Here is a 24,131-nt window from a genome sequence, read left to right as displayed (position 1 = left end):
CGAGGCATGACAGCTATGACCCCAGGCTCGAACATCCCGCTTCCGGTCTCCCGGGTGACCGTGGATGTCGCCGCCCCCGTGCGGCTCGACGTGTCGAGCCTGCTGCTCACCGGCGACGGCAAGGTGCGCTCGGACGACGACTTCATCTTCTACAACCAGCCCAGCGGCCCGGGTGTGACGTACCGCTCCGGCGGCGGCGCGTCCCCGGACGCGATCGTCGTCGACACCGGCGCGGTGCCGCCCGGGATCGAGAAGATCGTCGTCACCGCGAGCCCCGACGCCGCGGGACAGACCTTCCAGGGCATCGAGCCGACGGCCACGATCCGCAGCGCGGACGACGGCTCGGTGCTCGCCACCTTCACGCCCCCGCAGCTCGGCGCGGAGACGGCGCTCGTGGTCGTGGAGATCTATCTCCGCAACGGCGCCTGGAAGGCCCGCGCGGTCGGCCAGGGCTACGCCAACGGCCTGGCGGGCATCGCCACGGACTTCGGCGTCTCGGTCGAGGAACCGGCCCCGGCCCCGGTGGCTCCGCCGGCGCCCGTGCCCCAGGCCCCGGTGGCGCCCCCGGTCCCGGCCGCTCCCCCGGCCCCGCCCGCCGCGCCGCCGCTCGGCGCCGGGAAGATCAACCTCGACAAGGGCCGCGTCAGCCTCCAGAAGAACCAGACGGTGTCCCTGGTCAAGGGCGGCCGGCCGCTCCTCTCCCAGGTCAAGATGGGCCTCGGCTGGGAGCCCGCGTACCGCGGCAAGGACATCGACCTGGACGCCTCGGTCATCGCCTACGGCCCGCAGCGCAACCACATCGACAGCTGCTACTTCGGCAAGCTGTCGATCCTGAACGGCGCGATCAAGCACTCCGGGGACAACCTCACGGGCGAGGGCGGCGGTGACGACGAGGTGATCGTGGTCGACCTCGGCCGCATCCCCCAGGAGGTCACCGGCCTGGTCTTCACGGTCAACTCGTTCTCCGGCCAGAAGTTCACCGAGGTCGCCAAGGCCTACTGCCGCCTCATCGACGCGGCGACCGGCGCGGAACTGGTCCGCTTCGACCTCACCAACGCCGAGGCCCAGACCGGCGTGATGATGGCCAAGCTGATCAAGCAGTTCTCCGGCGAGTGGGACATGACCGCGATGGGCGACTTCGTGAAGTCACGGACGGTCCGGGGGATGGTGAAGCCGGCGGCCCAGGCGTTGTAAGCACTCCTACGACCGCTGCGGGCGCCCCCGGCCGAGGGGCGCCCGGCGTTCACTCCCCCTCGGCGGGCCGCAGCCCGTCCGTCAGCAGGGACAGATAGCGGCGCAGGAACTTCCCCTGCCCGTCGGCCAGTTCGGAAGCCGTGGCCACCCCGTGGGCCAGCCGCAGGACCTCGATCGGCTCGACGTCCCGGCGCAGGGTCCCCTCCCGCTGTGCCGCCTCGACCAGTCGCCGCGCCGCGTCCTTCATGCGCGTGCCGCAGGCCGTGAGCGCGAGATTGCCGCCGTCCGTGACGGCCGAGCCCAACAGGGTCTTCATACCGCGCACCTGGATCGTGCCGACGCACACCTCGTACAGCCACTCGGCCAGCGCCTCGCCCGGCGGGAGTTCCTTCGCCAGTTCGTCGGCGCGGGTTCCCAGCGCCTCGATCCGGTCGACGTAGGCCGCCTCCAACAGCGCCTGACGGGTCGGGAAGTGCCGGTAGAGCGTGCCCGAGCCGACACCGGCGCGCTTGGCGATGTCGTCGAGCGAGGCGTTCTCCCCGTGTTCGGCGAACGCCTCGGCGGCCACCTTCAACAAGCGCTCATAGTTGCGCCGGGCGTCCGCGCGCATCGGCCTGACCTGCGCCATCCAGCTACTCCTTGCGAACCGGGGACTCTCTCCGTATCTTACCGAGCATTAAACGGAGACAGTCCCCGCTTATGGCTGTGGCCGTGACGGACAGTCCGCGCTGCCCGCACGTCGCTCGGCCGGGGACGCCAGACCGGGAGAACTCCATGTCCACCCCGTCCGCACCGTCCACCACCGCCGATCCTCTCCCCGCACCGCCCGGACCCGCCAGGCTCGGCACCGTCCTCATCGTCGTCGTGACCGCCTATCTGATGGTCGGCGTCGACTCCACCGTCGTCAACGTCGCGCTGCCGGACATCCAGCAGGACCTGGGCTTCAGCCCCACCGGGCTGTCCTGGGTGCTCAACGCCTACACCCTCGCCTTCGGCGGACTGCTCCTGCTGGGCGGGCGGGTCGGCGACATCGTCGGCCGCCGCCGGACCCTCACGATCGGTGTCCTGCTCTTCGCCTCGTCCTCGCTGCTCGGCGGACTCGCCACCGACAGCGCCTGGCTGCTCGCGGCCCGCGCGCTCCAGGGCCTGGGCGCCTCGCTCATCGCGCCCAACACCCTCGCCCTGATCACCACCAACTTCCCGGAGGGACCGCGCCGTCACCACGCGCTCGGCATCTACACCTCCATGGCCGGCATCGGCGCCTCGACAGGCGTGGTCGTCGGCGGCATGCTCACCTCCTGGGCGTCCTGGCGCTGGTCCCTGCTGATCAATGTGCCGATCGGCGCGGCCGTGGCCCTCGCCCTCCCCCGCTTCGTGGGCGAAACCCCGCGCCACGCGGGCCGGTTCGACGCGGCGGGCGCGCTCACCGGCACCGCCGGAATGACCTCGCTGGTGTACGCGTTCATCCGGGTCTCCTCGGACGGCTGGGGCGACCTCCAGGCACTGTGGGGCTTCAGCGTGGCGGCGGCCCTGCTGGCGGGCTTCACCCTGGTGGAGTCCCGCGCCGAACAGCCGATCATGCCGCTGCGGCTGTTCGCGAACCGCGACCGCGCGGGCGGCTACGCGGGCGTCCTGCTGCTGCCGGCGGGCATGTTCGGCGCGTTCTACTTCCTCACCCTGATCAGCCAACGGGTCCTGGACTACAGCCCGTTGCGCGCGGGCTTCGCCTTCCTGCCGATGACCCTCGTGATGTTCACGGTCGTGCGCTTCGTGCCGCGCCTGCTCGGCCGGCTCGGCGCGAAACCGCTCCTGCTCACCGGCATGGCCCTGCTCGTCGTAGCGGCGGGCTGGCTCTCCCGACTGCGCCCGGGCGACGACTACGTGACCGGTCTCCTCGGCCCCCTCGTCCTGATGGGCGCGGGCGTCGGCCTCAGCTTCATGCCGCTCAACGCGACGATCCTCGCGGGCGTCGAACCCCGCGAGGCGGGCGCCGCGTCCGGTCTCCTCCAGACCCTCCAGTGGCTCGGCGGCACCCTCGGACTCTCCGTCCTGGTCACCGTGTTCGGCACGGCGACCCGGCACGCGACCGGATCGCCGTCCGCCGTCCTCGTCCACGGCGCGGCCCGCGCCTTCGGCGTCGGCGCGCTGATCGCCCTGGCCGCGCTGCTGGTGTCGGCGTTCGTGATCACCGGCAGGCGGACCGAACGGACCGGGAAGGGCGAGGGGGCCGCCTAGAACAGCGCGCTGTACGCGTTCAGCGCGGGCTGTCCGCCGAGGTGGGCATAGAGCACGGTGGAGTCGGCGGCGATCTCGCCGCGCGCGACGAGGTCGATCATCCCGGCCATCGACTTGCCCTCGTAGACGGGGTCGGTGACCATCCCCTCGGTGCGGGCGGCGAGGCGCATCGCCTCCAGGGTGGTCTCGTCCGGGATGCCGTAGATACCCGCGTGGTAGCGGTCGTCCAGTTCGACGTCGTCGACGGTCAACTCCCGCTCGACTCCGATCAGTCGGCCGGTGTTGTGCGCGATGCGGGCCACCTGCTCGCGGGTCTCGGCGGGCTTGGCCGACGCGTCGACGCCGAGCACCCGGCGCGCCCGCCCGCCCGCCTCCTCCAGCGCCCGGAACCCGGCGACCATGCCCGCCTGGGTGGAACCGGTCACCGAGCACACCACCACGGTGTCGAAGAAGACGCCCAACTCCTGCTCCTGCTGGGCGACTTCGTGGGCCCAGTTGGCGAAACCGAGGCCACCGAGCGGGTGGTCGGAGGCGCCGGCCGGGATGGCGTACGGCTTGCCGCCGCTCTCCTCGACCTCGCGCAGCGCCTGCTCCCAGCTCTCCTTGAAGCCGATGCCGAACCCGGCCTTCACCAGCCGTACGTCCGCTCCGGCGAGCCGGCTGATCAGGATGTTGCCGACCTTGTCGTAGACGGAGTCGGGCCACTCCACCCAACTCTCCTGGATCAGCACGCACTTGAGCCCGGCACGGGCGGCACAGGCGGCGACCTGACGGGTGTGGTTGGACTGCACACCGCCGATCGACACAAGGGTGTCGCAGCCCTTCGCGAGGGCGTCCGCGACCAGGTACTCCAGCTTGCGGGTCTTGTTCCCGCCGTACGCCACACCGGAGTTGCAGTCCTCGCGCTTGGCCCACAGGGCGGCGCCGCCGAGGTGCGCGGTGAGCCGCTCCAGCGGGTGGACGGGCGAGGGGCCGAAGAGGAGGGGGTAACGGTCGTACGAGGAAAGGGACATGAGGGTTCTCCCGGGTCGCTGTTCGGTCGGGGCGCGGGTCGGTGGGGCGCGGGTCAGTCGGTGTCGGCGAGGCTTTCGAGACCCCGCCAGATCTCGGCCGTCACGCGGACCGCGTCGTCCACGTCACCGTCGGAACAGGCCTCGATGAGCCGCTCGTGCAGTCCTGCCGAACGGCAGTTGCCGCCCTCGCCGAAGCGCCGTCGCTCCAGGCGCCGGATGAGGGGGGTGTAGCGGGCGACGGTGGCCGCGGCGGCGCGGTTGCCGCTCACCCGGACCAGGACGTCGTGCAGTTCGTCGTCGGCGCGCAGGGCCGCGTCAACGTCCCCGGCGCGCACGGCGGCGGCGAACCGGTCGTTGGCCGCGCGCATCACGTCGACGTCCGCGCGCCGCAGGAGGGGTACGGCGATCCGCGTCACCAACTCGTGCAGGGCGCCGACGACGGCCGCCGCGTCCCGGACGTCGGCGGCCACGACCGGAGTCACCCGGGTGTAGCTCTGCGGCTTGCTCTCCAGGAGCCCGTCGTCCACGAGCCGCGAGAACGCCTCCCGCACCGGCGCCCGCGACAGCCCGAGCCGCTCGGCCAACTCGGCGTCCCGCACCACCGCGCCGGGTTCGATCTCCCCGGCGACGATGGCGTCACGGATCGCTTCGTAGGCACGGTCCCTGAGGAGGGTGCGGGGGACGGGGCGGAGGGCTTCCATGGCCGTAATGCTAGAACTGAAATGTTAGATGTCAATGGGAGGGAAGGAAGGTCCTTTTCCTCGATAGTGTGTCCGTCCAGCCAAAGGGGGGCGAATGAACCAGTGGGAACCGGCGCCGTTGGCCGATGTCGAGGGGATCGCCCTGGCGATCGTCGATCTTCTGGGCACCCTGTTCAACGACTATGGGCCGCAGCGCGAGGACGGACGGCGGGTCGACTTCGTGTTCGGCGCGAGCATGCTGCGGGCCGACACCGGCATCCCCGAGATCGGCGAGACCATCCGGGCGGCATATCTGTCCTTCGACGACCGGCCTCGCGCGCAGTGGCACGTGGAGGCGGACCTCGACGCGATCACCGCACTGGCCCGAACGCTGCTGGACTCACGGGAACGCCCCGATACCCAGATCGTCGGACCGGCCCTGCTGGAGGTTCTCGTCCGTGACGAGACGGGGCACACGGCCTTGCTCGCTCCACAGGGCACCGCCACCGTGCACGAGGTGCCCACGCCGAAGGGCACCTGCCGGGTCACCGTCGGTCCGCCCTCAGCCGCGCTGCTGCTGCGCCTTGGACTCCGCCGGACCGGCGTGGAGCGCCTCAAGGGGGTGTTCGACCGTGAGCGGACCTTGGCCCACCTTGTCGAGCAGGAGCGGCGCAAGAAGCTGGGCGAGGGCTCCGTCGCCCGGATATCGGCACGACGGCTGCTCACGGAGACGGCCGAGCCCCGCCTGCGCTCGATACGCCTCGACGGCCCACCCGGCCTCAGTCACGCCGAGCTGGAGCAGGTCGCGACGGCGTTCCGGGTCCGGCTGGCCTACGAGAGCGACATCGTGCTGGTGCCGGTGCTCGACGTAGACCGTCTCGACGGGTCGTCACAGCCTCGCCTGATCCGCCAAATCCCGCTGAGGGCGCAAGAGTTCGTAGAGGCGATCGGTCAGGGAACGGCCACTGGGCACACGGGCGACCGACTTCTGGTCACGCCGACCGTGCGGGCGGGGCAGGAGATCCGGGAGGAGTTGTCTCAGCGCTATCTCCGGGCCATGGCGGCGAGCGATCCCTTCGCCGCCTTCATGGGCTACTACCAAGTGCTGGAGTACAGCATGGAGGAGGAGTGGTTCCAGGCACTGCGCCGCCGGGTCGAATCCGTCGGCGGTGTGCTGGAACGGCCCGCGGACGGGATCCGCAAGGCGGCCAAGCTCGCGGCCGACGCCCTCGGCGAGCGTACCGAGGATCTCAGCTTCCGTGAGATCCGGGGCCTGACGGCGGTACTGGACCGGCATCTCGACATCCGCGCCCTCGCCGCCGACCTGGACCGGTACCTGTCGGGCGCGGCCGACCACTTCGCCACCTCCACGGTTCCCTTCGCCCGGGTGCCGCACCTGGACTTCGGGCGTGCCGGTGACGCGGCCGGGCGGGCAGTTCTGACAGAGCTCGCCGCGGAACGTATCTACCAAGTGCGGTGCGCGATCACGCACAGCAAGGAGTCCGGCGACAGCTACAGCCCCTACACCGACGAACTCGCCCTGGGACGCGAGGTGCCGCTCGTCAGGATCGCCGCGGAACATCTGCTGTTCCCACCCGACGAGCGGCTGTGAAGGGGCTGTTGCCGACCCGTCAGCGCTTCTGCCGCTTCCAAGGCCCCGTAATCGCCAGCATGATCCCCGGCGTCTGGATGTTCGCGTACAGGGTCTTGCCGTCGGGGGAGAAGGTCACGCCGGTGAACTCGCTGTATTCCGGCTTCTCTTCGGTGCCGATGTTGAGTTCGTTGCGGGCGATCGGGTACGTGCGTCCGCTGTCGGTCGCGCCGAACAGGTGCTGGATGCCCTCGCCGTCCTCGGCGATGACGAGGCCGCCGTAGGGGGAGACGGTGATGTTGTCGGGGCCGTCGAAGGCGCCGTCCACGGACGGGTCGGGGTTGACGCCGAGGAGGACCTTCAGGGTCAGGGTGCGGCGCTTGGGGTCGTAGAACCAGACGGCGCCGTCGTGCTGGACGGGGCTCTCCGTGCGGGCGAACGAGGAGACGATGTACGTGCCGCCGTCGCCCCACCACATGCCCTCCAGCTTGCGGGCGCGGGTGACCTCTCCGGTGGCGAACTGCTTGCGGACGGAGGTCGACTTGGCGTCGCGGTCGGGGACGGTCACCCAGTCGACTCCGTAGACCGTGCCGATCTTCGTGGCGCGGGAGAGGTCGTCGACGAACTTGCCGCCGGAGTCGAAGCACTTGAAGGCTTCGAGGACGCCCGCGGTGTCGGAGAGGGTGCGGAGCTTGCCGCGGCCGTGGTGGAAGTGCTCGGGCGGGGTCCAGCGGTAGAGGAGGCCGTTCGGGTTCGACGCGTCCTCGGTCAGGTAGAGGTGGCCGCGCTTGGGGTCGACCACGACCGCCTCGTGGGCGTAGCGGCCGAGTGCCTTGATGGGCTTGGGGTTCTTGTTGGCGCGGCGGTCGACCGGGTCGACCTCGAAGACGTAGCCGTGGTCCTTGGTGAAGCCGTTCGTGCCGGCCTTGTCCTCGGTCTCCTCGCAGGTCAGCCAGGTGTCCCAAGGGGTGTTGCCGCCCGCGCAGTTGGTGGCGGTGCCGGCGATGCCGACCCACTCGGCGACGTGGTCGCGGCGGACCTCGACGACCGTGCAGCCGCCGGCCGCGGCGGGGTCGTAGACGAGGCCCTCGGTGAGCGGGACGGGGTGGGGCCAGTTGGCGCGGGGGCCGGCCAGTTCGTGGTTGTTGACGAGGAGGGTGGCGCCGCGCGGGCCGTCGAAGGTGGAGGTGCCGTCGTGGTTGGAGGGGGTGAACTCGCCCGACTCCAGCTTGGTCTTGCCGCTGTAGGTGATGACGCGGTATTTGAAGCCGGCGGGCAGCGCGAGGAGGCCGTCGGGGTCGGCGATCAGCGGGCCGTAGCCGACGCCGGGGTGTCCGTGTCCGTGGCCGGCCGCCGACGCCTCGGCCGCGCTGTCGGTGTCGGTGGCGGCGAGGGCGTTGGGGGCGGTGGCCAGGGCGCCGACGCTGCCCGCCAGGGCGACCCCGGCACCGGTGATCGCGGATTTCGCGGCGAAGTCTCTGCGGGTGAGCGACATGGTGTGTCTCCTGTGACGGTGGGTGTGCCGTGGAGGGTGGCGGACCTCGGTCGGCGCCACGCTCCCGCCCATGCCTGAACAGGAGTTGAACGCCGGTCGACTTCGCCGGACCTTCTTCCATGAATCCGTATGGACACCACCATGAACCCATATCCGCTCACCCAAGGGAATCAAAAGTCCCCGGGTGCGCGCCGGGTCAACTCCCTTGCTGGGAGCGCGCCTTGAAGGCCGCCTTGCGGGCCTCCTTCGCGATCCGCTTGTCGGGGTGCAGGCGTCCCATCGCCTCCAGGACGTCCGCGGTCGCCGGGTGGTCCACCCGCCAGGCCGCCGCGAAGAAGCCGTTGTGCTGCTGGGCCAGGCCCTCGACCAGGGCCTGCAACTCCTCGGAGTTGCCCTCGGCGGCGAGTTGGGCGGCGACCGTGTCGACGGTCAGCCAGAAGACCAGGTCCTCGGAGGGCGCGGGCACGTCGCTCGCGCCGTGTTCGCTCAGCCAGACCCGGGCCAGGCCGCCGAGTTCGGGGTCGTCGAGCACCTCGCGCAGTGCGGGCTCGGCCTTCGGGCCGACGAGCGAGAGGGCCTGCTGGCAGAGCAGCCGGCGCAGCGGTGCGCCGGGGTCGACGCCGCGGGCCGCCGCCAGCAACTCCTGTGCGGCGGCGAGGGGTTCGCGGCCGGCCAGCCACTGTTCGGTCTCGGCCCTGGCGGCCTTCTGCGGGAAGGTCGACGTACCGTCGAGGAGCGCGTCCGCGCCCTTGTCGGCGAGGTCTCCGACGGCGGGTGCGACGAAGCCGGCCTCCTGGAGGCGGGCGCGCAGGCCGTAGAGGCCGAGCGGGGTGAGCCGCACCATGCCGTAGCGGGTGACGTCGGTCTCGTCGACGGAGGGCGGGGTGTCGTCGGACGTCTCGTCGAAGTCGGCCATCAGGGCCTCGTCCACGGGCTGGTACTCGACGATGCCGACCGGTTCGAGCAGCCGGAACTGGTCGTCGAGGCGCATCATCGCGTCGGAGACCTGCTCCAGGACGTCGTTGGTGGGCTCGCCCATGTCGCTCGGCACGATCATGGAGGCGGCCAGCGCGGGCAACGGGACGGGGCCGTCGCCGGGGCCCTCCTCGTTGACGGTGAGGAGGTAGAGGTTGCCGAGGACGCCGTCGAGGAACTCGGCCTCCGCCTCGGGGTCCCAGTCGAGTGACGAGAAATCGACCTCGCCGCCCTCGTCCACGGCGTCGACAAGACCGTCCAGATCGGGCACGCTCGCGTCCGCGAGGAGGGTGTCGAGGGCGCCGAGCCAGACCGCGAGGACGTCGTGCGGCGAGCCGGAGGTGAGCAGCGCCAGCTCCTCGCCGGCCGCGACGGTGCCCTCGTCCTCGTCGACGATCTCGACGAGCCCGGTGTCGACCGCGACCCGCCAGGCCTCGCTCGCGTCGGCCGCCGCGTCGTCACCGGTCAGCCCGAGGAGTTCGGCGGCGGCGGGCAGTTGCTCGTCGACGAGGCCGCCACCGGCGTCGATACGGGTGTCGGGGCCCGCCCAGCGGGCGAGCCGGGCCGCGCGGGCCAGCAGGGGTGTGGACAGCGCGGCACGCGCCAGCTCCGCTTCGGAGTGCAGCCGCACCGGCGGCAGGGGGGAGCTGTCTGACATCGGTGGGTTCTCCTAGGGCGCCTCGAAGGCCGTACGACGGCCGTACACGACACACGACTCAGCCGCTCAGCCTAGACGGATTTCGCCCCATGCCGCCCGGTTCATGTCCCGGCCACGAGGTGTACATGGCTGAAACCTTGACAACTGGGCGGCCCCGCAATGAGATTGACGCGCGTAGAAATGTCATGGACACCTGATCCCGGTATCTTCTACGCGCGTCGCTACCGCCCCACCGGTCGCGGCTCCCACCGCCGCCGCACAGCCCAGTCCACCCTCGTCCCGGCACTCATGCATGTCCCCGGAGGGATCCCGTTGCCGAGCAAGTCCTCCGCGCGCCTCGCCGCGCTCACCGTCGCCGCCGTCTGCTCCGTGGCGTCCACGATCGTTCTCACCTCGCCCGCGCACGCCGACGGCGTCCGCATCCACGACATCCAGGGCACGACCCGGGTGTCGCCGTACGCCGGCCAGAAGGTCGCGGACGTACCGGGCATCGTCACGGGCGTACGCACGTACGGCTCGTCCAAGGGTTTCTGGTTCCAGGACGCGACCCCGGACGACAACCCGGCCACCAGTGAAGGCGTGTTCGTCTTCACCAGCTCGACCCCGAAGGTCGCGGTCGGCGACTCGGTGACCGTCTCCGGCACGGTCTCCGAGTACGTCCCGGGCGGCGCCGCCACGGGCAACCAGTCGCTGACGGAGATCACCAAGCCGACGGTCACCGTCGTCTCCAGCGGCAACGCCGTACCGGCCCCGGTCGTGATCGACGCCAAGTCGGTGCCGAGCAGGTACACGCCGGCCGGCGACACCGCCGCGAGCAACTCGATCAACGCGCTGCCCTTGCAGCCGAAGAAGTACGCCCTGGACTACTACGAGTCCCTTGAGGGCATGAACGTCCAGGTCTCCGACGCGCGCGTGGTCACCGCGACCGACCCGTACTCGGAGCTGTGGGTCACGGTCAAGCCGCACGAGAACGCCACCCCGCGCGGCGGCACGCTCTACGGCTCCTACGACTCGCAGAACGGCGGACGCCTCCAGATCCAGTCCCTGGGCGCGACGGCGGACTTCCCGGTCGTCAACGTCGGCGACAAGTTGACGGGCACCACGGCCGGCCCGCTGGACTTCAACCAGTACGGCGGCTACACGCTCGTCGCGAACGAGATCGGCGCGGTCAAGAGCGGCGGCCTCAAGCGCGAGACGACGAAGAAGCAGTCGCGCAACCAGCTCGCGGTGGCGACGTACAACGTCGAGAACCTCGACCCCTCGGACGGCACCTTCGCCGCGCACGCCGCCGCGATCGTGAACAACCTCCAGTCCCCCGACATCGTGTCCCTGGAGGAGATCCAGGACAACAACGGCGCGACGGACGACGGCACGGTCGACGCGAGCGTCACGGTCGGCAAGCTGATCGACGCGATCGTCGCGGCGGGCGGCCCGAAGTACGACTGGCGCTCGATCAACCCGGTCAACGACCAGGACGGCGGCGAGCCCGGCGGCAACATCCGCCAGGTGTTCCTGTTCAACCCGGAGCGGGTCTCCTTCACCGACCGCGCGGGCGGCGACTCCACGACCGCCGTCGGTGTCACCAAGGTGCACGGCAAGGCCCAGCTCACCGTCTCCCCGGGCCGGATCGACCCCGCCAACGCGGCCTGGACCGCGAGCCGCAAGCCGCTCGCGGGCGAGTTCGTGTTCAAGGGGAAGACGGTCTTCGTGATCGCCAACCACCTGATCTCCAAGGGCGGCGACCAGCCGCTGACCGCGCAGTACCAGCCGGTCACCCGCAGCTCGGAGACCCAGCGGCACGCCCAGGCGACGGCGGTCAACGCCTTCGTCAACCAGATCCTCGCCGCGCAGAAGGACGCCGACGTCATCACGCTCGGCGACATGAACGACTTCGAGTTCTCCGACACCGCGAAGATCCTCGAAGGCAAGGGCGAGCTGTACTCGGCGATCAGGTCCCTGCCGAAGAACGAGCGTTACACGTACGACTACCAGGGCAACCAGCAGGTCCTGGACCAGATCCTGATCAGCCCGTCGATCCGCAAGGACTGCTTCGAGTACGACAGCGTCCACATCAACTCGGAGTTCAACGACCAGATCAGCGACCACGACCCGCAGGTGCTGCGCTTCCAGCCGTAGCCCCCGCGGGAACGGCCCACGGGGGTGGGTGGACGGGGTCTCGCCGACTCGCACCAGGTCAGGCGAAGACCCCGTCCAGCCAGTTCTGCCAGGCGAGTTCACTGGTCTTGGCGTCGGCGTCCGGGGCGAAGTCGTGGACGCTGACGCCGACCGGGGCACCCCAGTGGTTGCGCCCGAAGAAGCGGATCAGCGCGCTGTCGGTGCGCAGTCCGATGAAGTACGGGTCGCGGAAGTCCAGTACGGCGTCGAGGAGTTGACCCTCGGGACCGTGGGCCCGCACCCTCGCCCCCGCCTCGATGTCGTCCGCGAGACCGAGCGCCCGGCCGACAACTCCGAAGGCGTCGGCGGCGGTTGAGGCGTCCGGGCCGTTGAGCGTCGCGAACGCGACCGGCCGGCCCGCGAAGTGGGTGACGTACTCCCGCAGCGTGTGCAGGTAGAACGCGTTGTGCTTGCGCGCGCCGTCGTACTGGTTGTCCCAGTCGTCGGTGAAGATCCCGCTGTGCACGTACCGCACCCAGGCGCGCCGGCCGTCGTCGCGGGGCTCGATGGTCTCGTCGATCTGGTTGAGGCTCTGGGTCGGGAAACCGACGTCCTCGGTGAGCGCGGTGAGCCGGTGCGGCGGGTCGAAGTTGGTGAGCTTGGAGCCGAAGGGCCCGACCCGCTTCTCACCGTCGAACTCCATCGGCCACAGCCAGCCGCCCGTACCGGACGTGATGGCGTCCCACACCTGCTCCGGCGTGGCGTCGACCTCGAACTCGTAGACGATCTCGAATTCCTTGGACATGACTGACTCCTGACGTGCTACTGACTTACTACTGGATCTCTGGACTTCTGGACTTCTGGCCCTCCGGACCCCTGACCCTCTGGATCTACTGGCCCAGTTCTGGAATGGGCGGCTGCTTCACCGTGGGATGGACGGCGACGACGATCCGGTGGTCGCGGCCCTCCTCCGCCTCACCCGCGTCGTACTTGCGGATAAGGGCGCTCACCCCGGCGGTCAGTTCCTGGATGAACGCGGCCCGGTCGGCGGCGGAGGCGAAACGCACCTCGCCGTCCAGGGCGTAGGTCGCCAGCCGCCGGCGGGCCTTGGCCGCGCCGGTGATCAGCGAACCGACGTCCCGCACCAGCCGGGCGCCGAGCGCCAGCAGCCAGCGCGCGGAGAGCTGGTCGCGGAACCGGTCCGGGTCCGGCTGCACGGCGGCGAGCGCGAGCGGCGAGATGACGTACGACGCGGCGGTCGCGCGCATCAGCCGCTCGGTGACATTGCCCTTGCGCCGCTCCCCCGCCAGTTCGACCAGGCCGTGCCGCTCCAGCGCCTTGAGGTGGTAGTTCACCTTCTGCCGGGGCAGTCCGACCTTGCCCGCCAGCATGGCGGCGGACGCGGGTCCCGCCCCCAGCTCGGCGAGCAGCCGGGCCCTTATGGGGTCAAGCGAGACGGCTGCGGCCTCGGGGTCCTCGATCACGGTGACGTCCAGCATGCGCCCACCGTCTCACCGAAAACTTTTTTTGTCCAGGGGAGCGGGGTTGTCGGTGGGAGGGCGCCCGCTCGGGCCGATCAGTCGGGGACGAGGCCCAGAGCGTGGGTGTAGCGGCTGACCGTGGTGCTCTTCAGGCCGGGCCAGGTCTGGACGCGCTCCCACGACGCGGTGGCGGAGCCGATGCCGTCGCCCGGGGCGGCGAGCGCTTCGATGTGGGACTGGGCGCTCTCCCACTCGGCGTAGTTGAGGACGCGGGTGCCGTCGGTGGAGAGGTGGAAGTGGCCGGAGATGCCGCCGGGGTGCGGCGCGGGCTCGTGCGCCAGCGCCTCCAACACCGCGTCCACCCACTCCCGTTGGCGGTCGGGGTCGGCTCCCTCGAACTCGACGTCGACGAGCACGACGCACCCCGGGACGCGCCCGCCCCGGTCCGCCGGGCCGCCGGTGCCGCGGTAGTACCGGTATCGGCCGAGGCCGAGCCGCTCGATGCCCGGTACGGCGGTGTCGATCTCGTCGGCGCGCTCCTGGCGGCGGGTCCTGGCGAAGGCCTCGTAGGCCTGCTCGCTCGTCCACTGCGAGTAGTGCAGCAGGGTGGAGGTGTCGTGTCCGGCGTAGAGGTGATGGGCGAGGAGGTCGTCGGCGGGCCAGGGCCGACGCTCCCAGGCCGCGGCGACCGCCTCGACCGTCTGCCGCTGGCGCAACGGTGTGCCCACGCGCCAGGTGCTGAAGAAGGGGGCGGCGACGCGGGGGTCGGAGAGGTCGGGGTGCGAAGCGGTACGACGGGTCATGCGGGCCTCCGCTGATCGGTACGGGTGGGTACGCCGACCAGCCTTCAACCTCGACCGAGATTGAGGTCAAGGCCCGTTCTGCTGCTGCGCCGTACCCCCTTCCAACCGCGCCAGCCGACTCTGGAACCAGTCCAGCCGCGCCTGCAACAAGGCCGCCTCAGCGACGAGTTCGGGCACGCCGAGACCCTCGGGCGGTTCGGACGCGGTGGTCGTCGTCGCTCCGCCGCCGGCCGCCACCACCCGCAGTCCGTCCCCGGCCAGCCGGGCGAACGTGGCGAGCGAGACGGACGTACGACCACGCACGCACCCCGCGCACGCGGCGGCGAGGGCGCGCCAACCCGGCCTGCCCCAGCCCGCGTCGGCGAGCGCGACGGCTCGGGCGCCGCAGGCGCAGGGGCCGACGGTGGCGGTGCGGACGCGCTGGCGGCCGTAGCGGAAGCCGAGTTCGAAGCGGATGTAGGGGCCGAGGACGGTGATGTCGAGGAGGACCGCCTCGCGGTGCTCGGCGGTGCACAACAGGGCTTCCGCCGCCGTCCGTTCGTGCACACAGTGGAAACCGCAGTCGCAGCGGCGCGCGGGCGAACGGTGGCGGCGGCCGTAGACGCAGGACGCGTCGGCCACGACTCCGTACGGCAGCGCGCCACCCAGTGACACACCGGTGAACCCGGCCCGGGTGCCGTCCTGGGACAGCACCGGGTGGGCGATCTTGAATCCGGTCGGCGGCTCCGTGGGGTGTTCCTCGGGGAGCCGCAGTCTCATCGGGCGGCCGGGACCTCTTCGGGCGCCTTCTCCTCCGTGACCTCCGTGAACTCCGCGATGCTCGCGGGGAGTCCGAGTTCCTCGTGGCCCTCGTGGTGGATCTCCGGCCGCTCCTCGGCGACTCCGGTGGCCAGTGCCTTGCCGAGCTTCATGACGCCTCCCGTGACCAGGGGTGGACCGACTTCCCACGTCGGCGACCTTCCTGGCCATGGTGACCCATGAAGGGGCCAAATGGACATAGGGCCTTGTGGGGGGGCGGCGGGAGCGGCGGCAGCACTTCTTACCAATACTTACGAATATCTCGAAGAAGAATTAAGTGGAGCTTCACTGTCGCCCCGCCGAGACTACCCCCATGACTAACCCCGCGACCGCCACCCCACCCCCCTTCGGCCGCGCCCTGTGCGCGATGGTCACGCCCTTCAGCGCGTCGGGAGCGCTCGATCTCGACGGGGCCCAACTCCTCGCCGAGCGGCTGGTGTCGCGGGGGTGTGACGGGCTCGTGCTGTCCGGGACGACCGGGGAGTCGCCGACCACGACGGACTCGGAGAAGGCGGCGCTCGTCACGGCCGTCCGCGAGGCCGTCGGGGACGGCGTCCCGCTCGTCTCGGGCGTGGGCACCTTCGACACCCGGCACACCGTGGAACTCGCCCGGCAGGCGGAAAAGGCGGGTGCGGACGGGGTGTTGGTGGTCTCGCCGTACTACAGCAGGCCTCCGCAGGACGCCCTGGAGGCGCATTTCCGCGAGGTCGCCGACGCCTCAGGACTCCCGCTCGTGCTCTACGACATCCCGGGGCGCACCGGCACCCGGATCGAGCCGGAAACCATGATCCGGCTCGCCGAGCATCCCCGGATCGTGGCGGTCAAGGACTGTTCCTACGACTTCCTCGGCACCCAAAAGGTGCTGGACCGCACCGACTTGGCGTACTACGCGGGCTGCGACGAACACATTCTGGCGCTGTACGCGGTGGGAGCGGCGGGGTACGTGAGCACGGTCGCGAACGTCGTACCGGCCCAACTCCGGGCGATCCTCGACGCGTTCGAGGCGGGCGACACCTCCGTGTCCGCCCGCCTCCAGCAACGCGCCACGCCCCTCATCGAGTTGATGATGGCGGCGGGACTGCCCGGCACCGTGACGGTCAAGGCGCTCCTCAACTCCCTGGGCCTGCCGGGTGGTTCGGTCCGGGCACCGCTACGGCCCGCCGGCCCCGAGGCGACCGCCGCGCTGCTGGCGGCGTACGAGGAGTTCGTGGCCGTAGGGGGCTCCGGCGGTTAGGCGAGGGCGGTCGGCGCCCTTCCGGAGTCCGGAAAGGCGCTCGACTCCCTTCGCGGCAGCGCTAGTTGTGGCTGTGCAGGATCTCGTTCAGGCCGCCCCAGACCGCGTTGTTCGGGCGGGCCTCCACCGTGCCGGTGACCGAGTTGCGGCGGAAGAGGATGTTGGAGGCGCCGGAGAGTTCGCGGGCCTTGACGATCTGGCCGTCGGGCATCGTGACGCGGGTGCCCGCGGTGACGTAGAGACCGGCCTCGACCACGCACTCGTCGCCCAGCGCGATGCCGACGCCCGCCTCGGCGCCGATCAGGCAGCGCTCGCCGATGGTGATGCGGACGTTGCCGCCGCCGGACAGCGTGCCCATCGTGGACGCGCCGCCGCCGATGTCCGAGCCGTCACCGACCACGACACCGGCGGAGATCCGGCCCTCGACCATCGACGTGCCGAGCGTGCCGGCGTTGAAGTTGACGAAGCCCTCGTGCATCACGGTGGTGCCCTCGGCGAGGTGCGCGCCGAGGCGGACGCGGTCGGCGTCGGCGATCCGGACGCCCTTGGGGGCCACGTAGTCCGTCATGCGGGGGAACTTGTCGATGGACGTCACCTGGAGGTGCAGGCCCTCGGCGCGCGCGTTCAGCCGGACCTTCTCGACGTCGTCCACGGCGACCGGGCCGAGCGAGGTCCAGGCGACGTTGGCGAGGAAGCCGAACATGCCGTCCAGGCTCTGGCCGTGCGGCTGGACCAGGCGGTGCGAGAGGAGGTGCAGGCGCAGGTACACGTCGTGCGCGTCGAGCGGCTTGTCGTCGAGGGAGGCGACGACCGTGCGGACCGCGATCACTTCGACGCCGCGGCGGGCGTCGGGGCCGACCGCCTTCGCCGCACCCTCGCCGAGGAGTTCCACGGCGCGCTCGGCGGAGAGTCGCTCGGTACCGGCGGGGCCGGGTTCGGCGGACAGCTCGGGCGCGGGGAACCAGGTGTCGAGGACGGTTCCGTCAGCGGTGACGGTGGCGAGGCCGGCGGCAACGGCGCCGGTGGTGCGAGGTGCGGTCGTGTCGGTCATGAGGGAAACCTAACCTGGAGGGGGCGGCGGGGACCAACTCGTCCACGGGGCGTCTCAGGGAACGACACGCACGGGCCCAGGTCGTGTCCACGAAGTCCCGTCGTCCGCCCGGCGGGCGGGCCTCGCGGCGGGCGGTGCGGCGAGCGTGCCGGGCGTCGCGAGGCAGGCGGGACTTCGCGGACACGGCCCAGCAGGAGGCGTCAGGGGATCATCCGGCCCAGTACCTCCCGCGCGTACTCCTCGTCGTACGCCGTGTCCGTCAGCAGTACCTGGAGACAGATCCCGTCCATCAGCGCGACCAGGGCCCGCGCGGTCACCGGGTCGGTGCGCGAGGAGAGCCGGCCGGCCAGGTCGCTGGCCCACTCGTCGGCGACGGGGCGCAGCGCGGGGCGGCGCAGGGCGGCGAGGTACAGCTCGTACTCCAGCTCCACGCCCGTACGGTCGCCCGCGAGCCACTCCCCCATCCACGCGGCCAACTCCGCGGCCAGATCGGTGCGCGGGTCCTCCAGACCGCCGCGCGCCGCGATCACCTTGGCGAAGCCCTCGTTGGCCTGGCGCAGTGCGGCGACCATCAGTTCGTCGAGGGTCGTGAAGTGGTACGTCGTCGAGCCGAGCGGCACATCGGCCTCGGCGGCGACGGAACGGTGGCTGAGTCCCGCGATGCCCTTCCGTCCGACGATCCGGATCGCCGCGTCGATGATCCGCTGGCGCCGCTCGGGGTCGTAGCGCCGGGCCATCAGTGCGCGCCGCCCAGGTTGAGGACGACCACCCCGATGATGATCAGCGCGATACCGGCCGCCTTCACGAAGGTCATCCCCTCGCCCAGGAACACCGTGCCGATGCCCACGATCGCGGCGGTGCCCAGGCCGGCCCAGATCGCGTAGGCCGTGCCGACCGACATGGACTTCAGCGTCTGTGCGAGCAGCGCGAAGGAGAGCACGTATCCGACGACGGTGAGGACCGACGGCCACAGCCGGCTGAAGCCGTGGCTGAACTTCATGGCGGTGGTGCCGCCCACCTCCGCGGCGATGGCCGTGAGGAGCATCAGGAATCCCATGTGTACGAGTGTACATAACGGGGCTCGCGATGGGCCGGCCGGCGAGGCCGCAGCTGTCCGGCCGTTGCGCGGCGCTCCGCCAAGTCGCTTTGTTTTGAGCAGAGTTGACGGACTCACACCGAGAATTGGGGCCAGAAATCCGATACGTGGCACGTCAGCCCGGGAATCTCGCAGAAACCGCTCACTGAAACGGCTGCTCACAGTCCCCTCGCTCCACTACTGTTTCACCGTTCACTCACCTGGTTTTCACGGCCGAGGCCGTCGCCATGGGCGCCGCTGGAGGAACAGCGCATGCCAGACAGCACGTCCCAGCCCCCTCCCCCGCACAACAGCTCTTGGGAGAACGGCTGGAACCCCGACAACTCCCGGGCTCCCGGAACCCGCCGGCTCTGGCTGGCCGGGGCGCTCGCCCTGACCACGGTCGCCGTGTGTGCCACGGCGATCGTCGTCACGGACAGGCAGCCCGACGACCCGGTACGCACGAAGGAGGCAAAGGACCCCGCGTCGCTCGGAGCGGACGGTCCCGGGCTGCTCTCCTTCGCCTCGCCGTCGAAGACGGACGCGCCCACGCCCGACGGGCGCACACCGGCCGCCACGAAGTCGCCCAGCGCCTCGACCACTCCCGGGGAGGAGAGCGACACGTCTCCCACGAAGGCGCCCGCACCGTCCAAGTCGACGTCTTCCCAAGGGGGTTCTTCCTCTTCGGGCGGTTCCTCCGGGTCGTCGTCAGGGTCTTCCGGCTCTTCCGGGTCGTCGGGGTCTTCGGGGTCTTCGAGTTCCTCGACCGTCTGGAAGTCGGTGCGCTCGGTCAACTACCCGGACCGCTACTGGCAGGTGAACGGCGACTACGTCAAGCTCAACCCGGCCGGCTCCGCCGCGGCCCGCAGCGCCTCGACCTTCAAACTGGTCAAGGGCCTTGCCGACAGCTCCTGTTACTCCTTCGCCACGGCGGACGGCGACTACCTCCGCCACCGCAACTTCATCCTCCGCTCGGAACGCAACGACGGCTCGTACCTCTTCAAGCAGGACGCCACGTTCTGCCCCCGCGCGTCGTCCTACTCGGGCGCGGTGATGCTGGAGTCGGTCAACTACCCGGGCCGCTATCTGCGTCACCAGAACTTCCAGCTCAAGCTGGACCAGTACCAGAACAGCAGCCTGTACCGGTCGGACTCGGCGTTCCGGCTGGTGGACGGGCTCAGCTGACCTTCGCGTCGCGGAAGGCGATCAGCGAGGCCGTCGAAGTGCGGTCGGTTCTCGGCCCGACGACGACTTCGGTTCCTGGTCCGACGACGACTTCGCGTTCCTGCTCGGAGAACGGCGAAACGGCCATACCTCACAGGTATGGCCGTTTCCGGTGAGCCGTGGCTCAGACGTTGAAGCCCAGCGCGCGCAGCTGCTCGCGGCCATCGTCCGTGATCTTGTCCGGGCCCCACGGCGGCATCCAGACCCAGTTGATGCGCAGTTCGCTGACGAGGCCGTCCGTGGCGGACTTGGCCTGGTCCTCGATGACGTCCGTCAGCGGGCAGGCCGCCGAGGTCAGCGTCATGTCGATCGTCGCGATGTTCGCGTCGTCGATGTGGACGCCGTAGATGAGGCCCAAGTTGACGACGTCGATGCCCAGTTCGGGGTCGACCACGTCGAGCAGGGCCTCGCGGACCTCCTCCTCGGAGGCGGGCTTGATCTCCATGGTCTCGGTGTCGCTCATGCCGTCTTCCTTTCCGCGTCGGCGTCGGCTCCGCCCAGGGCCTGGGCCGTCGCGTCCTTCCACGCCATCCAGCTGAGGAGGGCGCACTTCACCCGTGCCGGGTACTTGGAGACACCGGCGAACGCGACCGCGTCCTCCAGCACCTCCTCCATCTCGTCGTCGGGCTCGATGCGGCCCTTGGACTGCATCAGTTCCAGGAAGGTCTCCTGGATCTTCCTGGCCTCGGCGAGCTCCTTGCCGACCAGGAGGTCGTTCAGCACGGAGGCCGAGGCCTGACTGATGGAGCAGCCCTGACCCTCGTAGGAGATGTCGGTGATCTGCTCGCCGTCGTACTTCACGCGCAGGGTGATCTCGTCGCCGCACGTCGGGTTGACGTGGTGCACCTCGGCATCGCCGTCCCGCAAGCCCCGGCCGTGCGGGTGCTTGTAGTGGTCCAGGATGACTTCCTGGTACATCGAATCCAGCTTCACGCTCAGCCAGCTCCTCAGCCGAAGAAGTTCCGTACGTGCTCCAGGCCGTCGACCAGTGCGTCGATCTCGGCCGGCGTGGAGTACAGATAGAACGACGCTCGCGTGGTCGCGGGAATTCCGTAGCGCAGGCAGACCGGGCGCGCGCAGTGGTGGCCGACCCGGACCGCGATGCCCTCCTCGTCGAGGACCTGGCCCACGTCGTGCGGGTGGATGTCACCGAGGGTGAAGGAGATCGCCGCGCCCCGGTCCTCGGCCGTGGTGGGGCCGATGATCCGCAGGTCGGGAACCTCGCCGAGGCGCTTGACCGCGTACTCGGTCAGCGCGTGCTCATGGGCGAGGATCTTGTCCATGCCGATCGACGAGAGGTAGTCGATCGCCGCGCCCAGCCCGACCGCCTGCGCGATCGGCGGGGTGCCCGCCTCGAACTTGTGCGGGGCGGGAGCGTACGTCGACGAGTGCATCGACACGGTCTCGATCATCTCGCCGCCGCCGAGGAACGGCGGGAGGTCCTCCAGGAGTTCCTGGCGGCCCCAGAGGACGCCGATGCCGGTCGGGCCGCACATCTTGTGGCCGGTGAAGGCCACGAAGTCGGCCTGGAGCGCCTGGACGTCCAGCGGCATGTGCGGCGCGGCCTGCGAGGCGTCGATCAGGACCAGGGCCCCGACCTCCTGCGCGCGGCGCACGATCTTCTCGACCGGGTTGACGGTGCCGAGGATGTTGGAGACCAGCACGAAGGAGACGATCTTCGTCTTCTCGGTGATGACCTCGTCTATGTTCGACAGGTCCAGCCGGCCGTCGTCGGTGAGGCCGAACCACTTCAGCTTCGCGCCCGTGCGCTGCGAGAGCAGCTGCCACGGCACGATGTTGGAGTGGTGCTCCATCTCCGTGATGACGATCTCGGTCTCGTGGTCCACGCGGTAGGGCTCGTCGGCCCAACCCAGCATGTTGGCCACGAGGTTGAGCGACTCCGAGGCGTTCTTGGTGAAGATCACCTCGTCGCGGGAGGGCGCGTTGATGAACGCGGCGACCTTGTCCCGCGCGCCCTCGTACAGCGCCGTGGCCTCCTCGGCGAGCACATGCACACCGCGGTGGACGTTGGCGTTGTAGCGCTCGTAGTACTCGTTCAGGGCGTCCAGGACCTGGCGCGGCTTCTGCGAGGTCGCCGCGTTGTCCAGGTACACGAGCTTCCGGCCGTCGTGGACCGTGCGGTCCAGGATGGGGAAGTCCTTGCGGATCGCCTCAGTGTCGAGGAGGCCCGGCAACTGCGTCACTCTGATACGCCACCCTTCGTGTAAGCCTCGTAGCCCTCGGCCTCCAGCTTGTCGGCCAGCTCGGGGCCGCCGGACTCCACGATCTTGCCGTTCGCGAAGACGTGCACGTGGTCGGGCTTGATGTAGCGCAGGATGCGCGTGTAGTGCGTGATCAGCAGGGTGCCGACCTCGCCGGTCTCGCGGACGCGGTTGACGCCCTCGGAGACGACGCGCAGGGCGTCGACGTCCAGGCCGGAGTCGGTCTCGTCGAGGATCGCGATCTTCGGCTTGAGCAGTTCCAGCTGAAGGATCTCGTGGCGCTTCTTCTCACCGCCGGAGAAGCCCTCGTTGACGTTACGCTCGGCGAAGGAGGGGTCCATGGAGAGGCGCTCCATGGTCTCCTTGACCTCCTTGACCCAGGTGCGCAGCTTGGGGGCCTCGCCGCGGATCGCGGTGGCGGAGGTGCGCAGGAAGTTGGAGACGGACACACCGGGGACCTCGACCGGGTACTGCATCGCGAGGAACAGGCCGGCGCGGGCGCGCTCGTCGACCGACATCTCCAGGACGTCCTCGCCGTCGAGGGTGACGGTGCCGCCGGTGATCGTGTACTTGGGGTGGCCCGCGAGCGAGTAGGCGAGGGTCGACTTGCCGGAGCCGTTGGGGCCCATGATGGCGTGGGTCTCGCCCTGCTTCACGGTGAGGTCGACGCCCTTGAGGATCTCCTTCGTGGCGTTGTCGGCCTCGACGGTGACGTGCAGGTCGTGGATTTCAAGCGTTGCCATGGGTTCCTCAGGACTCCTGGGTGAGGGAGACGAGCACATCGTCCCCTTCGATCTTTACGGGGTATACGGGGACGGGGCGGGTGGCGGGGAGGCCGGACGGCTTGCCGGTGCGCAGGTCGAACGCGGAGCCGTGCAGCCAGCACTCGATCTGGCAGTCCTCCACCTCGCCCTCGGAGAGCGAGACGTTCGCGTGCGAGCAGATGTCGTTGATCGCGAACACCTCCCCCTCGGTCTTCACGACCGAGACCGGCGTGCCGTCGAGTTCCACCCGCTTCGGGGTGTCCTCCTCCAGCTCGCCGAGGCCGCAGGCGCGGACGAAGGCCGACATCAGACCGACGCCTCCAGCTCCGCGTCGATCTTCTCCAGCAGCCGCTCCTCGATGTCGGCGACACCGATCTGCTGGACCAGTTCCGCGAAGAAGCCGCGGACCACCAGACGGCGGGCCTCGTCGGCGGGGATGCCGCGGGCCATCAGGTAGAAGAGCTGCTCGTCGTCGAAGCGGCCGGTGGCGGAGGCGTGTCCGGCGCCGACGATCTCGCCGGTCTCGATCTCCAGGTTCGGCACGGAGTCGACGCGGGCGCCGTCCGTCAGTACGAGGTTGCGGTTCATCTCGTACGTGTCGGTGCCCTCGGCCTTGGCCTCGATGAGGACGTCGCCGATCCAGACCGCGTGGGCGCCCTCGCCCTGGAGCGCGCCCTTGTACATCACGTTGGACTTGCAGTGCGGGGTGTTGTGGTCGACCAGGAGGCGGTGCTCCTGGTGCTGGCCGGCGTCCGTGAAGTACAGGCCGAACAGCTCGGCGTCGCCGCCGGGACCGGCGTAGGCCACGCGCGGGTGCAGTCGTACGACATCGCCGCCGAAGGTGACGACGAAGGATTTGAACGTGGCGTCCCGGCCGATCAGGGCGTTGTGCTGGCCGACGTGCACGGCCTTGTCGTCCCAGTCCTGGACGGAGACGACGGTGAGCTTGGCGCCGTCACCGAGGACGTAGTCGACGTTGGCGGCGAGGACCGCGTCACCGGTGTGGTCGATGACGACGACGGCCTCGGCGAAGGCTCCCAGCTCGATGACCTGGTGGCCGTAGGCGACCCCGCCCTCGCCGTGCACGACGATGCGGATCGGCTCGGTCAGGACCGTCTCCTTGGGGACGGTGACGACCGAGGCCTTCTCGAAGGACGAGTAGGCCTGGGCGGCCACGCGGTCCACCGGGGTGCCGGCCCTGCCGAGCCGCGCGTCGTCACGGCCGACGGTCTCCACGGTGACCCCTTCGGGGCTGCCGATGGCGACCTTGACGCCGTCGCCGGTGGCGACCGCGGTGCCGTCGTGCAGCCCGCGCAGGCGCTCCAGCGGGGTGAACCGCCACTCCTCCTCGCGGCCGTGGGGGACCGGGAAGTCCGCCACGTCGAAGGAGGGGGGCGCGCTCATGCGCGTGGCGACGGTCGACTCGGCGGCAACGGCCACCGCGCCGGCGGTGGTGCTGCCCACCGGGATATTCTGAGCCTCAGCCATGGCTGTCGGTCTGCTCTCTTCCTACGTAAGTTGCT

Annotated in this window: 27 protein-coding genes; 6 read left to right on the top strand and 21 right to left on the bottom strand. The window is 70.2% G+C overall.

Annotation, left to right across the window (positions count from 1 at the left end; translation table 11 throughout):
* Window positions 1–15 precede the first annotated feature (15 nt).
* A complete protein-coding gene (locus ACIQPR_RS32160; protein WP_403655389.1) occupies window positions 16–1,194 on the top strand; it encodes a TerD family protein in 1,179 nt (392 codons plus the stop codon).
* Between the two features lie 49 nt (window positions 1,195–1,243).
* Here ACIQPR_RS32160 and ACIQPR_RS32155 read toward each other — a convergent pair whose 3' ends face one another.
* A complete protein-coding gene (locus ACIQPR_RS32155; RefSeq protein ID WP_403655387.1) occupies window positions 1,244–1,822 on the bottom strand; it encodes a TetR/AcrR family transcriptional regulator in 579 nt (192 codons plus the stop codon).
* Window positions 1,823–1,968: 146 nt separating this feature from the next.
* Between ACIQPR_RS32155 and ACIQPR_RS32150 the strand changes: the two genes are divergently transcribed.
* Window positions 1,969–3,429: an MFS transporter gene (locus ACIQPR_RS32150; RefSeq protein WP_403655386.1), complete on the top strand. Its 1,461-nt coding sequence runs from the start codon at window positions 1,969–1,971 to the stop codon at window positions 3,427–3,429.
* Here the strand turns inward: ACIQPR_RS32150 and ACIQPR_RS32145 are convergent.
* On the bottom strand, window positions 3,426–4,442 hold the full coding sequence (locus tag ACIQPR_RS32145) for a 1-aminocyclopropane-1-carboxylate deaminase (protein ID WP_403655384.1): 1,017 nt from the start codon (window positions 4,440–4,442) through the stop codon (window positions 3,426–3,428). The genes ACIQPR_RS32150 and ACIQPR_RS32145 overlap by 4 nt on opposite strands.
* Before the next feature lie 53 nt (window positions 4,443–4,495).
* A complete protein-coding gene (locus ACIQPR_RS32140) occupies window positions 4,496–5,143 on the bottom strand; it encodes a GntR family transcriptional regulator (protein WP_403655382.1) in 648 nt (215 codons plus the stop codon).
* A 94-nt stretch (window positions 5,144–5,237) separates the two neighbouring features.
* Here ACIQPR_RS32140 and ACIQPR_RS32135 point away from each other — a divergent pair, with 94 nt between their 5' ends.
* Complete coding sequence (locus ACIQPR_RS32135; protein WP_403655380.1) at window positions 5,238–6,734, top strand: hypothetical protein; 1,497 nt, start codon at window positions 5,238–5,240, stop codon at window positions 6,732–6,734.
* Between the two features lie 19 nt (window positions 6,735–6,753).
* On the opposite strand, the gene ACIQPR_RS32130 is transcribed toward ACIQPR_RS32135, so the two are convergent.
* Window positions 6,754–8,208, bottom strand: a complete 1,455-nt coding sequence (locus tag ACIQPR_RS32130; RefSeq protein ID WP_403655378.1) for an alkaline phosphatase PhoX — start codon at window positions 8,206–8,208, stop codon at window positions 6,754–6,756.
* Between the two features lie 196 nt (window positions 8,209–8,404).
* Window positions 8,405–9,841 (bottom strand): hypothetical protein, encoded by a 1,437-nt coding sequence (locus ACIQPR_RS32125; RefSeq protein WP_403655376.1) that lies wholly within the window; start codon window positions 9,839–9,841, stop codon window positions 8,405–8,407.
* Between the two features lie 312 nt (window positions 9,842–10,153).
* On the opposite strand from ACIQPR_RS32125, the gene ACIQPR_RS32120 reads away from it, so the two are divergent.
* Entirely contained in the window at window positions 10,154–11,977 is a 1,824-nt protein-coding gene (locus ACIQPR_RS32120; protein ID WP_403655374.1) for an endonuclease/exonuclease/phosphatase family protein, read from the top strand.
* 58 nt (window positions 11,978–12,035) lie between these two features.
* Here the strand turns inward: ACIQPR_RS32120 and ACIQPR_RS32115 are convergent, their stop codons facing one another.
* The 5 genes from ACIQPR_RS32115 to ACIQPR_RS32095 form a co-directional block, all read right to left on the bottom strand.
* Complete coding sequence (locus ACIQPR_RS32115) at window positions 12,036–12,761, bottom strand: SRPBCC domain-containing protein (RefSeq protein ID WP_403655372.1); 726 nt, start codon at window positions 12,759–12,761, stop codon at window positions 12,036–12,038.
* Window positions 12,762–12,846: 85 nt separating this feature from the next.
* Window positions 12,847–13,455 (bottom strand): ArsR/SmtB family transcription factor, encoded by a 609-nt coding sequence (locus ACIQPR_RS32110; RefSeq protein ID WP_403655370.1) that lies wholly within the window; start codon window positions 13,453–13,455, stop codon window positions 12,847–12,849.
* Window positions 13,456–13,532: 77 nt separating this feature from the next.
* The gene (locus tag ACIQPR_RS32105) at window positions 13,533–14,240 is read right to left on the bottom strand and encodes an antibiotic biosynthesis monooxygenase (RefSeq protein WP_403655368.1); all 708 of its coding nucleotides are present in this window, start codon (window positions 14,238–14,240) and stop codon (window positions 13,533–13,535) included.
* A gap of 66 nt (window positions 14,241–14,306) precedes the next feature.
* Complete coding sequence (locus tag ACIQPR_RS32100; RefSeq protein ID WP_403655366.1) at window positions 14,307–14,999, bottom strand: hypothetical protein; 693 nt, start codon at window positions 14,997–14,999, stop codon at window positions 14,307–14,309.
* Window positions 14,996–15,151: a hypothetical protein gene (locus ACIQPR_RS32095; protein ID WP_403655364.1), complete on the bottom strand. Its 156-nt coding sequence runs from the start codon at window positions 15,149–15,151 to the stop codon at window positions 14,996–14,998. The genes ACIQPR_RS32100 and ACIQPR_RS32095 overlap by 4 nt, the downstream gene beginning before the upstream one ends.
* A gap of 200 nt (window positions 15,152–15,351) precedes the next feature.
* Between ACIQPR_RS32095 and dapA the strand changes: the two genes are divergently transcribed.
* Window positions 15,352–16,272 carry a 4-hydroxy-tetrahydrodipicolinate synthase gene (gene dapA / locus ACIQPR_RS32090; protein ID WP_403655362.1) on the top strand — a complete coding sequence of 307 codons (921 nt, stop codon included), beginning with the start codon at window positions 15,352–15,354 and terminating at the stop codon, window positions 16,270–16,272.
* 61 nt (window positions 16,273–16,333) lie between these two features.
* Here the strand turns inward: dapA and dapD are convergent, their stop codons facing one another.
* From dapD to ACIQPR_RS32070, 4 genes are all read right to left on the bottom strand, one after another.
* Entirely contained in the window at window positions 16,334–17,323 is a 990-nt protein-coding gene (gene dapD, locus ACIQPR_RS32085; protein ID WP_403655361.1) for a 2,3,4,5-tetrahydropyridine-2,6-dicarboxylate N-succinyltransferase, read from the bottom strand.
* 200 nt (window positions 17,324–17,523) lie between these two features.
* Window positions 17,524–18,060, bottom strand: a complete 537-nt coding sequence (locus ACIQPR_RS32080) for a TetR/AcrR family transcriptional regulator (protein WP_403655359.1) — start codon at window positions 18,058–18,060, stop codon at window positions 17,524–17,526.
* Window positions 18,060–18,380 carry a DMT family transporter gene (locus ACIQPR_RS32075; protein ID WP_403655357.1) on the bottom strand — a complete coding sequence of 107 codons (321 nt, stop codon included), beginning with the start codon at window positions 18,378–18,380 and terminating at the stop codon, window positions 18,060–18,062. The genes ACIQPR_RS32080 and ACIQPR_RS32075 overlap by 1 nt, the downstream gene beginning before the upstream one ends.
* Window positions 18,381–18,604: 224 nt before the next feature.
* Window positions 18,605–19,192, bottom strand: a complete 588-nt coding sequence (locus tag ACIQPR_RS32070) for a hypothetical protein (protein ID WP_403655355.1) — start codon at window positions 19,190–19,192, stop codon at window positions 18,605–18,607.
* On the opposite strand from ACIQPR_RS32070, the gene ACIQPR_RS32065 reads away from it, so the two are divergent.
* On the top strand, window positions 19,179–19,583 hold the full coding sequence (locus ACIQPR_RS32065; protein WP_403655353.1) for an AbfB domain-containing protein: 405 nt from the start codon (window positions 19,179–19,181) through the stop codon (window positions 19,581–19,583). The two genes, ACIQPR_RS32070 and ACIQPR_RS32065, sit on opposite strands and share 14 nt — an antisense overlap.
* On the opposite strand, the gene ACIQPR_RS32060 is transcribed toward ACIQPR_RS32065, so the two are convergent.
* From ACIQPR_RS32060 to sufD, 7 genes are read right to left on the bottom strand one after another with little or no spacing between them, the layout of a single operon-like run.
* Window positions 19,576–19,710 (bottom strand): hypothetical protein, encoded by a 135-nt coding sequence (locus ACIQPR_RS32060; protein ID WP_403655351.1) that lies wholly within the window; start codon window positions 19,708–19,710, stop codon window positions 19,576–19,578. The genes ACIQPR_RS32065 and ACIQPR_RS32060 overlap by 8 nt on opposite strands.
* A 36-nt stretch (window positions 19,711–19,746) precedes the next feature.
* Window positions 19,747–20,085 (bottom strand): metal-sulfur cluster assembly factor, encoded by a 339-nt coding sequence (locus tag ACIQPR_RS32055; RefSeq protein WP_403655349.1) that lies wholly within the window; start codon window positions 20,083–20,085, stop codon window positions 19,747–19,749.
* Window positions 20,082–20,555, bottom strand: a complete 474-nt coding sequence (gene sufU, locus ACIQPR_RS32050) for a Fe-S cluster assembly sulfur transfer protein SufU (protein ID WP_403655347.1) — start codon at window positions 20,553–20,555, stop codon at window positions 20,082–20,084. The genes ACIQPR_RS32055 and sufU overlap by 4 nt, the downstream gene beginning before the upstream one ends.
* Before the next feature lie 14 nt (window positions 20,556–20,569).
* Window positions 20,570–21,826, bottom strand: a complete 1,257-nt coding sequence (locus ACIQPR_RS32045) for a cysteine desulfurase (protein ID WP_403655345.1) — start codon at window positions 21,824–21,826, stop codon at window positions 20,570–20,572.
* Window positions 21,823–22,587, bottom strand: a complete 765-nt coding sequence (sufC, locus tag ACIQPR_RS32040; RefSeq protein ID WP_403655343.1) for a Fe-S cluster assembly ATPase SufC — start codon at window positions 22,585–22,587, stop codon at window positions 21,823–21,825. Before sufC ends, ACIQPR_RS32045 begins: the two co-directional genes overlap by 4 nt.
* Window positions 22,588–22,594: 7 nt before the next feature.
* Window positions 22,595–22,915 carry a non-heme iron oxygenase ferredoxin subunit gene (locus ACIQPR_RS32035; protein ID WP_033283136.1) on the bottom strand — a complete coding sequence of 107 codons (321 nt, stop codon included), beginning with the start codon at window positions 22,913–22,915 and terminating at the stop codon, window positions 22,595–22,597.
* Window positions 22,915–24,096 carry a Fe-S cluster assembly protein SufD gene (sufD, locus tag ACIQPR_RS32030; protein ID WP_403655341.1) on the bottom strand — a complete coding sequence of 394 codons (1,182 nt, stop codon included), beginning with the start codon at window positions 24,094–24,096 and terminating at the stop codon, window positions 22,915–22,917. The genes ACIQPR_RS32035 and sufD overlap by 1 nt, the downstream gene beginning before the upstream one ends.
* Window positions 24,097–24,131 lie beyond the last annotated feature (35 nt).

Origin of the sequence: Streptomyces sp. NPDC091280 (assembly GCF_044768565.1) — a bacterium.
Classification (GTDB): domain Bacteria; phylum Actinomycetota; class Actinomycetes; order Streptomycetales; family Streptomycetaceae; genus Streptomyces.
The sequence above is the reverse complement of the archived record's forward strand: the minus strand, read 5'-3'. Positions and strand labels throughout refer to the sequence as shown.